At 70.7% G+C, this 12,974-nt stretch carries 9 protein-coding genes; 2 read left to right on the top strand and 7 right to left on the bottom strand.

Annotated features, from left to right (window positions below):
• Positions 1-85: 85 nt before the first annotated feature.
• Together ACYBSK_RS29970 and ACYBSK_RS29965 are read right to left on the bottom strand one after the other, a co-directional pair.
• Positions 86-1,459, bottom strand: coding sequence for an oxidoreductase (locus ACYBSK_RS29970; protein WP_460243999.1), 1,374 nt, complete (start codon positions 1,457-1,459; stop codon positions 86-88).
• 156 nt (positions 1,460-1,615) lie between these two features.
• Complete coding sequence (locus ACYBSK_RS29965; RefSeq protein ID WP_460243998.1) at positions 1,616-2,233, bottom strand: YceI family protein; 618 nt, start codon at positions 2,231-2,233, stop codon at positions 1,616-1,618.
• 378 nt (positions 2,234-2,611) lie between these two features.
• Between ACYBSK_RS29965 and ACYBSK_RS29960 the strand changes: the two genes are divergently transcribed.
• Positions 2,612-4,207, top strand: a complete 1,596-nt coding sequence (locus tag ACYBSK_RS29960; protein ID WP_460243997.1) for an acyl-CoA carboxylase subunit beta — start codon at positions 2,612-2,614, stop codon at positions 4,205-4,207.
• Positions 4,208-4,219: 12 nt separating this feature from the next.
• Entirely contained in the window at positions 4,220-4,420 is a 201-nt protein-coding gene (locus ACYBSK_RS29955; protein WP_460243996.1) for an acyl-CoA carboxylase subunit epsilon, read from the top strand.
• A gap of 71 nt (positions 4,421-4,491) precedes the next feature.
• Here the strand turns inward: ACYBSK_RS29955 and ACYBSK_RS29950 are convergent, their stop codons facing one another.
• The 5 genes from ACYBSK_RS29950 to ACYBSK_RS29930 form a co-directional block, all read right to left on the bottom strand.
• A complete protein-coding gene (locus ACYBSK_RS29950; RefSeq protein WP_460243995.1) occupies positions 4,492-7,662 on the bottom strand; it encodes an NACHT domain-containing protein in 3,171 nt (1,056 codons plus the stop codon).
• Positions 7,663-7,785: 123 nt separating this feature from the next.
• A complete protein-coding gene (locus tag ACYBSK_RS29945; RefSeq protein WP_457480366.1) occupies positions 7,786-8,376 on the bottom strand; it encodes a GTP-binding protein in 591 nt (196 codons plus the stop codon).
• Positions 8,357-8,959: a DUF742 domain-containing protein gene (locus ACYBSK_RS29940; protein WP_457480365.1), complete on the bottom strand. Its 603-nt coding sequence runs from the start codon at positions 8,957-8,959 to the stop codon at positions 8,357-8,359. Before ACYBSK_RS29940 ends, ACYBSK_RS29945 begins: the two co-directional genes overlap by 20 nt.
• A 94-nt stretch (positions 8,960-9,053) precedes the next feature.
• The gene (locus tag ACYBSK_RS29935) at positions 9,054-9,467 is read right to left on the bottom strand and encodes a roadblock/LC7 domain-containing protein (protein ID WP_240140277.1); all 414 of its coding nucleotides are present in this window, start codon (positions 9,465-9,467) and stop codon (positions 9,054-9,056) included.
• Between the two features lie 10 nt (positions 9,468-9,477).
• Positions 9,478-12,696, bottom strand: coding sequence for a nitrate- and nitrite sensing domain-containing protein (locus tag ACYBSK_RS29930; protein WP_460243994.1), 3,219 nt, complete (start codon positions 12,694-12,696; stop codon positions 9,478-9,480).
• Positions 12,697-12,974 lie beyond the last annotated feature (278 nt).

The raw sequence follows: 12,974 nt of genomic DNA, 5'->3' as shown, positions 1-12,974 counted from the left end.
GTGACTGCTCGCTGAGGAGACGGACGGGGGTGGCCGGGTTGTGACACGGGACGGCCGGAAAGTGGTGCGGGTCACACGGGCGGGGTCAGCCGCGGCTCAGTGTGCGCGTCACCCCGGCGAGCAGCGTCGTCGTCAGCAGCCAGCCGACCGCGATCAGCGTGTACGCCAGGCCCTGCACGCCCGTTTCGGCCCAGTGCCAGGCGCCGCGCTGGCCGAGACCGCCGACCGGGATCAGCAGATCGAGCGTGTACGCGACCGGGTTGAAGGGCGCGCCCTCGCCCCGCTTGTTCGGCACGGGGGTGTGCGCGTGGAAGACGAGCGTGCCGAAGAGGGTGAGCAGCACCAGCCAGATCCCGGCGATCCACGGCCGGTACCCGTAGCCCACCGTCACGTCCAGCAGCAGCCCCCAGGCCCGCCCCAGCGGGCGCCGCGCGGAGCGCCGCTGCCGTTCCCGCGCGAGCAGGACCCGCCGGGCCTCGTCGTCCTGCCCCTGCCTCCGGTAGTGCGCGGCGAGTTGCTCGTACGGCTGCGGGGCGAACACGGGCTGGTGGCTCAGCCAGGCGAGCCGGTTCCCGGTGTCCTCGCGCCGGCTGTCGGAGGTCGCCTCCAGCCAGTCGTACGTCAGCCCGTCGAGCCCGAGCGGCCGCCGCCAGGTGGCGGGGCGGTCCTGGATGCGGGTCGCGCGGGCGTTGCGCAGGTTCACGCCGCCGGCGGGGGGCCGGGCGAACCGCAGGTCCAGCGCCTCCACCTGGGCGCCGACGCACATCAACGACGAGCCCTCGCCGCGGAGTTCGGCCTCGTGGAACGAGAGCAGGTCGTCGATCCGCGCCCCGCGCAGCCGGACCCGGCCGTCGACCCTGCACCCCATCTGCATGCGGACCGTCGAGGCGTGCAGCCCGTCCCCGTTGAACGCCACCGTGTCGGCCTCCGGCACCACGATCCGGGCGCCGCGCAGCCACAGACCGCCCGGCAACTCGGCGCCCGGCAGCAGGACCTGGCCGTGGGCGACGAACCCGCCCTCGCAGAAGACGCCGCCCTCCATCACCAGACCGCCCGCGTTCAGGGCGATCTCCTCCTCCGCCACGAGACGGGCCCGGTCGAGCCGCAGCCCGCCCGCCACATGGGCGTGGACGAGGTTCACCGCGCCGCGCCGTCCCCCGGTGACGGTCGAACCGCGCAGGTCGAGGCGCCCGCCCATGCGCGCTGTCGGGGCGTGGAACCCGGGCAGCTCGCAGTCCGTCACGGTGAACGCGAGCGTGCTCGCCGCCTCCAGCGTCAGCGGCTCGTCGAACCGGCAGTCCTCGAACCGTACGAGCCGTTTGATCTCGGCGCCGTCGAGCGCGAGGGCGCCCGTGACGTGAGCGCCCCGCAGTACGTACGGTGCCGGGCCCGCGCCCTCGTCGAGGATCTCCCGTCGGACGGCCTCGGCGTCGACGCTCCGTTCAGGGGTGGGCGGCATGGGGCGCAGCATGACACACGGGGCGCCGCGCGTGTGCCGCGGGCGCGACCTCGAACGGGGCGCCCCGGAAACGGAGTTGGCGGCCACGGAGTCCGTGACCGCCTCAACTCACCGATCCAGCCGGCCCGGCCTCCGCGGCCGGTGCGGAAGGCCGGTTCAGGCCTCCTTGATCGCCGAGATGTCGAAGTTCAGCTTGATCTTGTCCGAGACGAGGACGCCACCGGTCTCCAGCGCGGCGTTCCACGTGAGGCCCCACTCCGAGCGGAGGATCTCCGTCTTGCCCTCGAAGCCCACGCGCTCGTTGCCGAACGGGTCCTTCGCGGCGCCGTTGAACTCCAGGTCGATGCTGAGCGGCTTGGTGGTGCCGAGGATCGTCAGGTCACCGGTGATGCGGTAGTCGTCGCCGCCCAGGGACTCGGCGGACGTGGACCGGAACGTCATCGTCGGGAACTCGTCGGTCTTGAAGAAGTCGGCGCTCTTGAGGTGACCGTCACGGTCGGCGTTGCCGGTCTCGATGCTCGTCATCTGCACGTCGAAGGAGGCCGTCGACTTCGACGGGTCCGAGCCGTCCAGGTGCAGCGAGCCGGTGAAGTCGGTGAAGCTGCCCTTCACGTTGGTCACCATGGCGTGCCGGGCGACGAAGCCGAGCGTGGTGTGCGCGGGGTCGACGGTGTACTCACCGGTGAGCGCGGCGAGGTCCGGGCTGACCGGCGCGGCGGTGGCAGCGGCGGCGGGGGTGGCGGTGGACTCGTTCTTGCGGCCGAAGATGCCCATGACGTGCTCCTTGGGGACGGGCGGCACGGGGGTGCCGGGTGGAGTGGTGCGCTGATGTTGAACGTTGAACCATCAACTGGCTACGACTGTAGCGCGATGAAGTTCAACTTTCAACATCAAACGGTACGTGCTTCTTCGATTACAGCCCGACACGCCGTATGTCGCCCTTTCGGGCGTGCGTCTCACGCCTGCCCGCGGGTCGGTGTGAGGCGGGTCTCAGGGGGTGGCTTTGTTTGACGTCTACAAGACGGACCCGTGCTGAGCAGTCACTTCGGCCCTCTCTTGGCGAGGTTCTGTTCAGGGCTACCAGGAAAACGGGCCGGAGACTGTACGGAGTCGACGGACCGTTTTCCCCTCTCCACTTCGTAAGGTCACTACATGACCGTTTTGGACGACACCGCCTCGAACCCGGGTGACGAGCCCACCGACGCCCGCGGGCGGGTGGCCGAGCTGCACGCGATCCGTGCGCAGGCGCTGGCCGGACCGAGTGAGAAGGCGACCGCGGCCCAGCACGCGAAGGGGAAGCTGACGGCGCGCGAGCGCATCGCGCTGCTTCTGGACGAGGGTTCGTTCAACGAGGTCGAGCAGTTGCGGCGGCACCGGGCGACCGGGTTCGGCCTGGAGGCGAAGAAGCCGCACACCGACGGTGTCATCACCGGCTGGGGAACGGTCGAGGGCCGCACGGTCTTCGTGTACGCGCACGACTTCCGGATCTTCGGCGGGGCGCTGGGCGAGGCGCACGCCACGAAGATCCACAAGATCATGGACATGGCGATCGCGGCGGGTGCGCCGCTGGTGTCGCTGAACGACGGTGCGGGCGCCCGGATCCAGGAGGGCGTCTCGGCGCTGGCCGGGTACGGCGGCATCTTCCAGCGCAACACCAAGGCGTCGGGCGTGATCCCGCAGATCAGTGTGATGCTGGGCCCGTGCGCGGGCGGCGCGGCCTACAGCCCGGCGCTGACGGACTTCGTGTTCATGGTCCGTGAGACCTCGCAGATGTTCATCACCGGCCCGGACGTGGTCAAGGCGGTCACGGGCGAGGAGATCACGCAGAACGGTCTGGGCGGCGCCGACGTCCACGCCGAGACCAGCGGCGTCAGCCACTTCGCGTACGACGACGAGGAGACCTGCCTCGCCGAAGTCCGCTACCTGCTCTCCCTGCTCCCGCAGAACAACCGCGAGAACCCGCCGACGATCGAGTCCGACGACCCGGCGGACCGTCGCGGCGACGTCCTGCTCGACCTGGTCCCGGCCGACGGCAACCGCCCGTACGACATGACCAAGGTGATCGAGGAGCTCGTCGACGACGGCGACTACCTGGAGGTCCACGAGCGCTGGGCGCGCAACATCATCTGCGCCCTGGCCCGGCTCGACGGCCAGGTCGTCGGCATCGTCGCCAACCAGCCGCAGGCCCTGGCCGGCGTCCTGGACATCGAGGCGTCGGAGAAGGCCGCGCGCTTCGTCCAGATGTGCGACGCCTTCAACATCCCGATCGTCACGCTCCTCGACGTCCCCGGCTTCCTGCCCGGCGTCGACCAGGAGCACGGCGGCATCATCCGCCACGGCGCCAAGCTGCTGTACGCGTACTGCAACGCCACGGTGCCCCGTATCTCCCTCATCCTCCGCAAGGCGTACGGCGGCGCGTACATCGTCATGGACTCCCAGTCCATCGGCGCCGACCTCACCTACGCCTGGCCGACCAACGAGATCGCGGTCATGGGCGCCGAGGGCGCGGCCAACGTGATCTTCCGCCGCCAGATCGCCGAGGCCGAGGACCCCGAGGCCATGCGGGCGCGCATGGTCAAGGAGTACAAGTCCGAGCTGATGCACCCGTACTACGCGGCGGAGCGCGGCCTCGTCGACGACGTGATCGACCCCGCCGAGACGCGCGAGGTACTGATCCGCTCCCTGGCCATGCTCCGCACCAAGCACGCCGACCTGCCGTCCCGCAAGCACGGCAACCCCCCGCAGTAGGAGACCTGCCACATGTCCATGCCTGACATCCGTGTCGAGAAGGGCCACGCCGAGCCCGAAGAGGTCGCGGCCATCACCGCGATCCTCCTCGCCCGCGCCTCCGCCCAGCCCGCCCCCGCCCCCGCCCCCTCCCACCCCGCCCGCCAGCCCCGCGCGGGCTGGCGCCGCCTGGAGCGCGAGCCCGGCTTCCGGGCGCCGCACAGCTGGCGCTGAGACTCTCACCGAAGTCACCGAAGTCACCGAAGGACCGGCACCCCCGCGAGGGTGTGCCGGTCCTTCGGCGTTCAGCGGCGCTTCAGGCGGATGCCGGGGACATTCGGCTCGGTGGGGGAGAGGGGGGTGGTCCCGATGACGCGGACCAGTACGGTGCGGCGGGTGGAGGGGCGGGCCAGGGAGGCGAGCGAGACAGTGGGAGCGTCGTCGGCCGGGCGGCAGCCGTGCAGGATCACCTCGCGCAGGCGGGGCAGCGCGGCGATAGGGCTCAGGTCACGAGGCAGGACGCACCCGCGCAGGTCCAGCTTGGCCACGGAGGAGGGCAGCGCGCCGTCGATCGGCAGCCAGCGACTCAGGTCGAAGCCGTAGAGGATCAATGAACGCAGTCCGGGATGAGCGGCTCCCAGTTCCTCCAGACCCACGGGGTGCCCCGAGCCCTGGAGCAGCAGGAAGGTCAGCGGCCGCGGGACGAGGAGCGGTGACAGGTCCGTCCCCGGTGGGAAATGGCCGAGTCCCAGACTCGTCAGACCGGAGGGCAGCGGGACATCTGCTGCTGGGGGCAGTTCCGGCCAGAACTGCAGTTGCAGATTCTCCAGCTCCGGCAGGTCGGCCACAGGGGAGACGTCCGTCAGGGGCACGTCCCCCCAGAGCGAGAGATTGCGCAGCGTCGGCCGCTCCCGCAACGGTGAGAGGTCGCTCTCCCCGCGCAGCGACGGAAGCCACAGCCAATCCAGCTCTCCCAGCGCCCGGCTCTCGGCCAGTCCGTGCGGGAACGGGTACTGGACGGCGACCATTCGCGCCTCGCGCAGCTTCAGCACCACCGGCCATTGGCCGGCGTGGGTCAGGGAGAGCCAGGTCCGATCCAAGGGAAGCGCGGCCAGCACGCGCCGCGCGAACTCCTGCGGGTCGAAGTACTCCCACGCCCCAGCCAGTGCCCTGTGCACCTGAGGGCGCGGGTCCTTGGTGTACTCGACGAGCAGATCGAGTGCGGGCGCCCCGCCGATGAGGGCCGCGGTGCGGATCGTGGCTGTCGCGATTCCAGGGGGCAATCCGTCCAGCGACTCGGGCAGCCTGCGTGTCAGGGAAGCCCCGACGGTCGCCAGTGAGGTGGCATCGGAGTGGCGCCTCGGCGGCAGCAGCGAATCCTGCGCCGCGTCGAGCTGTTCGAGGAGCTGCGTCGGCACGGTCGTCATCGTCTCCAGACACGCGGCGGCCAGCAGCCGCAACGTCCGCCGGTTCCGGGGCTCGGCCCGCGCCCGGTCCAGGACGCCCCCGACCAGTTCGACCCGCTGGCGCTGGTTGGCGTGACCGGCGGCAAGCACCACTGTCTCCCGCCACAGATCCAGATGCGCCCGCTCAACGAGATTGCCCATGCGGTCCTGAGCCGCGGCCTCGGCGGCGGCCAGATACTCCTGGAACGTACGGTGCATGAAATCCACCCAGCCCTCGGCGGGTGCGCGCAGCACCCCGGAGCGGGCGATCAAGTGGTCGAGCACGGCACCGGGATCGACGTTGTCGAGGTGACGCATCGAGCGCATCACCAGGTTCACGTGCACGACGGCCACATCGTGGGAGATCTCGCTGCGGTTGTTGTCGGAGAGCCGCCAGGCCAGCGCCCGCAGTATGTGAACCTTGTCGGTGAGGCTCAGCGGCAGCGCGCCCGCGCTGGGCACGCCCCGCTCCGCGTCCCGCCGCTGTACCAGGGTCTCCAAAGCGACCTGGTACAACTCCATCCGGTTCCGGGGCAGTTGGCGGCGACGGCTCAGGTGCAGCGCACACAGCAGAGCCGCGACCAGTGGCGTCCCGGCCAGCGCCTGGAGGTGAGCGCGGTCCTGGACGCTGGTGAGCAGGGACCTTTCGTAGAAGGGGAGTTCGTCGACCCGGCACGGCAGCCGGTCCCCGCTCGCCGCCACCGCCTCGTGCCACTGCCGGACGAAGGCCACGAGATCGGACGGCCGCATCCGGTTCAGCCGCAGCGTCTTGAAGTCCTGGGCGCGCAGCCAGTCCCAGCGTGCGGCCGCCGGACGCGAAGTGACGACCACGCGGTTGTCCGGGTAGGCCAGGAGCAGTGCGCGCAGCCACTGCCTGACCCGGGCCCGGTCCTCGGAGAGCAGTTCGTCGACACCGTCCACGAGCAGCAGCACCCGGCCCGCGGCGAGGTGTCGGTCCATCCACGCGGACGGCATGTGTCCGGTGAGCGGGCCCGCGACCGAGTCCAGCAGCTCGTCCGGGCGGGGCAGCGGCCGGCCCGCGTACCGGCGCAGCTTCACCAACACCGGCACCAGGCCGTTCCAGCCGTCGAGTTCCCCGGTGAACACGGAACGGGCGGCCGTCACCGCCAACCAGCGCAGCAGCGTCGTCTTGCCCGAGCCCGCCTCGCCGCGCAGCAGTACTCGCCGATGCGGACGCAGTGCCGCTTCCACGCCCTGGCCCTGCCCGGCCTCCTCGGCCTCGACCCAGGCCCCCGCTCCCGTACGCACCGATCGGCCGGGGCGCGGCGCGGCGGGCCCGGCCTCGTCACCGGCCCTGAGACTGACGTACGCGACCGAGAGCCGCGCCCTGGGCATCGCCTCGGCGGCGAAGCTGAACAGCTCCATCTCGTCCAGGGACGCGGCCACCAGCTCCAGGTACTCCCGCAGGAAGGCGTCGTCCTCGCCCGAGCCCTCGGGCGCGTACAACGAACGGGCGGGCAGCCGTTCCAGGATGCGGCTCACCTCGGTGCCCAGCGAGGTGGTGCGCCCCAGCAGTTCCGTGACGGCCCGCTCCGTGTACTGCGGCAGCCGCCGCAGGATCCGGACGTAGCAGTCGCAGCACTCCGCGAACACCAGGTCGTGAAAGCGGGCGGCCGCCTCGTCCAGGCCGGGTGGGGCGGGGTGCGCGGCGTGCAGGGCGCGGGCGAGGCGGACGGGGTCCGCGTCGGAGCCGATGACAGCCGCGTCCGACAGATCGGCGTGCGCGAAGGTGTCCGTGACCGCGTCCAGCGCTGACCGCCGTCCGGCATCGGTCAGCTCGCGGAACTCGTGGGCGAGCAAGGGCTCCAGACGCGCGGCGACGGCGTCCGCCATCTGCTCGAACTGCCGGTCCACCGCCCGCTGGGCGCGCATCCCCGGGACCCGGGCGCGGACGAGTTCGCTCAGTTCGGCCCGGCTCTCCCGCTCGCGCCGCCGCGGCGCCAGCCACATTCCGAGGGCACGGGTCGCCACCACCCGGCCCACCCCGATCGCCGCCGCCTCCACACTCATCGCAGCCCCCCCGGCACCGACAGCACAGAGCTGCATTGTGGCGCGCGGCCGGCCGCCGGTGCCCGGACAACGCGAAAGCCGGGGCCCCGTGGGACCCCGGCTTTCGCGTGGAACGGTGAACGGCTACCGCAGCCGCGCCATCAGCGCATGCTCCACCAACGTGATCAACGTCGACTTCGCGTCGGCGCGGTGCCGGGCGTCCGTCGTGATGATCGGGGTGTCCGGGCCGATCTGGAGGGCCTCGCGGACCTCGTCCGGGTTGTACGGCTGGCTGCCGTCGAAGCCGTTGAGGGCGATGACGAAGGGCAGGCCGGAGTTCTCGAAGTAGTCGACCGCGGGGAAGCAGTCGGCGAGGCGGCGGGTGTCGACGAGGACGACCGCGCCGATCGCGCCGCGCACCAGGTCGTCCCACATGAACCAGAACCGGTCCTGACCGGGCGTACCGAAGAGGTACAGGATCAGGTCCTGGTCGAGCGTGATGCGGCCGAAGTCCATGGCGACCGTGGTGGTCGTCTTGTCACCGGTGTGGGTCAGGTCGTCGATGCCCGCGGACGCGGACGTCATGACGGCCTCGGTGCGCAGCGGGTTGATCTCGGAGACGGCGCCCACGAACGTCGTCTTGCCGACGCCGAAACCACCCGCCACCACGATCTTCGCCGATGTGGTGGAGCGGCTTGGAGCAGCCGGCCCTCCGCTAGAGCTTGCGAAGTCCACTGAGCACCCTTTCGAGCAATGTCACGTCTGGCTGGCCGCCGGCGCTCTCGTCGCCGCCGGGCTGATGGATGGCGACCAGTCCCGCCTCCGCGAGGTCGGCGACGAGAATCCTGGCCACACCGAGGGGGATCGTGAGGAGCGCCGAGATTTCGGCGACCGACTTGATCTCTCGGCACAGATTGCAGATCCGCTGGTGCTCGGGCAGTTGGCCCTGCAACTGGTGCGGCTGCGCGGTCGTGTGCACCAGCGCCTCGATGGCGAGCTGGTACCGCGGCCTGGTGCGACCGCCCGTCATGGCGTACGGGCGCACCAGCGGGTTGTTCTTGGCGGCGGGTGCGGGATTCGCGTCGGGACGCGGCTGCGGCTGCACAGGCTGGATACGGGGCGCGGGCGGCTGGTCGTAGGGACCGGGCTGCCGGGTCGGCCGGGCGTGGTTCGCCGAGGACGGGGAGGACGGGAAGTTGTACCGGTTCTGCGACCCGTCGTCGCCCATGCCTGCCTGGCCCTGCCCGTGGCCGTGACCGTGGCCGTAGGGCGGCCACTGGGCCGACGAACCGCTCGGGGGTGTTGCTGAACCAGACACGAACTTCCTCCTCCGACTGCGCTGGGCACCATCACTGTGGAGCCGCGTCCCGAAACCTTACGGCCCCGGGACGCGAATACGCACTGCCTGTCTGTTAGTTGAGAAGGCTTCCCTGAAGCTCCGCCCGCAGGTCCGGGGTGAGAACCGAACCCGCACGGTCGACAAGAAGGGCCATCTCGTACCCAACGAGGCCAATGTCCGCCTCGGGGTGTGCAAGGACGGCGAGAGAAGAACCGTCCGAGATGGACATGATGAAGAGGAATCCTCGCTCCATCTCCACAACGGTCTGGTTCACCGGGCCGCCCTCGAAGATGCGGGAGGCGCCCGCGGTCAACGAGGTCAGACCCGACGCGACGGCCGCCAGCTGGTCGGCACGGTCACGGGGGAACCCTTCGGACATCGCCAGAAGGAGTCCGTCGGCGGAGACCACCACCGTGTGGGACACCCCGGGGGTGTTGTCCACGAAGTTGGTGATCAACCAGTTCAGGTTCTGTGCCGCCTGGCTCATCGGGCTCACACTAACGCTCCTGGTTGTAGGTGCTGTCAGGACCGAAGCCCTGGCCGTTCGTATCACTGCTGCCCTCACTGCGTCCCCGCTGCACGCCGCGACGCAGGTTGCTGAGCCTGCCCCGGACGTCCTCGGGGGCGCGGGAGACCTGTGGGCCGCCCTGCGGCGTCGACTCCGCCGTGCCCTCGACCAGATTGGCCTTGGGCACCCGGCGCGGCAGACCGGACGCGGTGACGCCGCCCGCCTTCGGCTTCTTGAGCTGCTCCGCGCGTTCCCACCGGGCGTCGTTGGCCGAACGCCAGCTGGTGTCCTCGTCGGAGCGGGGCTCGGGCTCCTGCGGCCGCGCGGGCTCGGGCTCCCGGAGGGCTCCGCCGCCGCGCCGCGGGAGACCGGCGTCGGTCAGCGCGTGGGGGGCGGAGGGGGCCGGTCCGGTCGGTTCCGCCGGGGCGGCACCGTGCCCGTCGAAGCCTACGCGTTCCTGGTCCGCCGCGGCAGTGCCCGGAGCGGATTCCGCTTCGGGGCCGAACGGGCCCTGGAAGTCGGACCGGTAGTCGCGCTGGGCCTGCCAATCGGCCTCCGGCGCGGGCCGGTCGAACGGGTTGTACGACTCCCGCGACACTTCCGCATAGTCGTCCTGCGGGCCGTAACCAGGGGCGAATCCGTCCGGCTGCCCGCCCTCGTGGGAGGGCTGCACGGGGACGAATCCGTCGTAACCGCCCTGCTGCCGGTCGTCGTAGCCGACCTGGTGCTCGTCGTAGACGTCCTGCTGCGGATCGTCGTAGCCGATCTGCTGGTGGTTGTCGTACGGGGCCTGCTGGGTGTCGTACGCGTTCTGATCGGCGAAGGGCGGACGGTCCTGCTGCGGCTGCTGTGGCTGGAACTCGTCACGGAACAGCGGGCGGTCCTGAGGGGCCCGGTCCGTGTCGTGCTGCTGGGCCTCCAGGGCCGCGCGGCGCTCCTCGCGCATGAGGGAGCGGCCGACCGGGTCCAGCTCGCGGGCGTCGTCCGGGACGTCGTAGCGGCTGTCGTCGAAGCCGAGCTCGGCGGCGGTCCGCAGCGGGGCGTGCTCGAAGGCGGCCTGCTTCGGGATCATCGTCGAGACGGTGAACTCGGAGTCCAGCGGCTGGTCGGCGCCGCCACCGTGGGTGATCACCTCGGGGAGCATGACCAGCGACGTCGTCCCCGCCTGCTCGCCCGAGGGGCGCAGCTGGACGCGGATGCCGTGCCGGTCGGAGAGGCGGCCGACCACGAACAGGCCCATGCGCTGGGAGATCGCGGCGTCCACGGTCGGCGGGTTGGCCAGCTTGTGGTTGATGTCCGCGAAGTCCTCGGCGGTGAGGCCGATGCCCTTGTCGTGGATCTCGATCATCACGCGGCCGTCGGGGAGACGGGTCGCGGTGACGCGGACCTTGGTCTGCGGGGAGGAGAACGTCGTCGCGTTCTCCAGCAGCTCGGCGAGCAGGTGCACGAGGTCGGTGACCGCACGGCCGTGGATCTCGGCCTCGGGGACGCCGGCCAGCTCGATGCGCTCGTACTGCTCCACCTCGGAGGTGGCGGCACGGAGCACGTCGACGAGCGGGACGGGCTGGTCCCAGCGGCGGCCGGGCTCCTCGCCCGCGAGGACCAGGAGGTTCTCGCCGTTGCGGCGCATACGGGTCGCGAGGTGGTCCAGGCGGAAGAGGTTCTCCAGCTGGTCCGGGTCGGCCTCGTTGTTCTCCAGGTCGGTGATGAGGGTCAGCTGGCCCTCGATCAGCGACTGGTTGCGGCGCGACAGGTTGGTGAAGATCGCGTTGATGTTGCCCCGCAGCAGGGCCTGCTCGGCGGCGAGCCGGACGGCCTCACGGTGCACCTGGTCGAAGGCGCGGGCGACCTCGCCGATCTCGTCGGTCGTGGTGATCGGGATCGGCTGGACGCGGGTGTCGACGCGGCCCGGCTCGGTGCGCGAGAGCTGGTCGACCAGCGACGGCAGGCGCTGCTCGGCCACGTCGAAGGCGGCGGTGCGCAGCCGGCGCATCGAGCGGGACATCTGGCGGGCCATCTGCCCGGCGAGCAGGAACGCGGCGAGCAGGGCGACCACGACGGCGGCACCGATGATGATCGCCTCGCGCTTGGCGGCGGCGGCGATCCCGGAGGCCTCGGTCACGGCCTTGTCCGCGAGATTCGACTCGATCGTGCGATAGGCGTCGAACTTCGCGGTGTTGACGGCCCACCAGTTCTCGGGCGTGACGCCCTTCTGGGCGAGCGCGAGCCGCGCGCTGGGCTGCGTGCTCGGCAGGCCCACGACGGCCGCCACCATCCTGGTGTTCTCCGGCGGCGCGACGTACGACGGGTCCTTGGCCTTGGCCGCGGCCGCCTGCTTGGCGCCGTCCGACTTCAGCTTCGCGATCGTGTCCTCGAGCTTCTGGAGGTCCTCGGCCGTACCGCCGCCCTTGTACTCCTCGATGGCGATGTTCTCGAGGTAGGCGTAGGAGCCGAGCGCGGTGCGCTGACGGCTCAGGTTCGTGGTGCCGGGGCCCGGCTTCACCAGGAGGTGCATGCCGATGGACCGCTCCAGCGAGAGCGCCGCCTTGGTCAGCGAGATCGCGTAGACGGTGCGGCCGTAGCTGGTGATGTTGCCGGTGCCGAGGCCGAGCTCGTTGGCGAACTCCATCAGCGGGTGCTGGATGGCGACGTAGCCCTCTTCGGTCTGCACGCCCGGCAGCTTGGAGGTGTACGCGGCGGCGCGCAGCTTCTTCAGCTGCGGCTCGACCTTGGTGAACTGCGCCATGCGGCGATCGAGGCCCGCCTTGTGCGGCATGTTCTCGGCCGCGGCGTGGAACTTCTCGGCGGCGGCGTCGGTGGCCTCACGGGCCGCCGTCACCTTCGGGTCGTCCGTCTTGCCCTGGAGGAGGGGCGCGGCGGAGATGTCGCGCTCCTCGATGAGGCGGTTGCCGTACGTCAGTGAGGCCTGCACGAGACGTGCGGTGTTCTCGGCGTCCTCGGCCTCCTGCCAGGTGGCGATCGAGTTCGACACCTGGAAACCGCCCATGACCAGACCGACGACCACGGGTATGAGCAGGATGGCGTTCAGCTTGGTGGGTACACGCCAGTTACGCGGCGACATCCGGCCACCCGACGGTGCCGGCGCCGGTGCCTCGGCCGCCGGTGCGGTCCGTGCCGCTTCGCGCGGCGGCGGGGTGAAGTTGCCCCGCGCCGATGCCGGCTCGGGACTGTTCTTGCTTCGCCTCACTCGACCAACAACCTCTCGGCGTCGGCACCTACGTTGTGCCGCTGTATGTCTCCCAGGCCCATTCCTACTGGGCAGTTCAGCGCATTCCAGCACGTCAAGAGGCGCACTTCCAAACAGTCGGAAGCGGAACCTCCGCGTGACGCACACCCCAGATAAAACGGTCATAAAGAGCGAGCCCCGCCAAAAGGCGGGGCTCTTGTGAGCGCAGTGGAACCGGGTGTGCGCGACGTGTGTCGGTGCCCTGGGAATTCTCTTTCGAAACGTTATGAACAGCGCGG

It is taken from the genome of Streptomyces sp. BYX5S, assembly GCF_054724165.1.
Note: the sequence above shows the minus strand (reverse complement) of the source record. Positions and strands in the feature narration are given on the sequence as shown.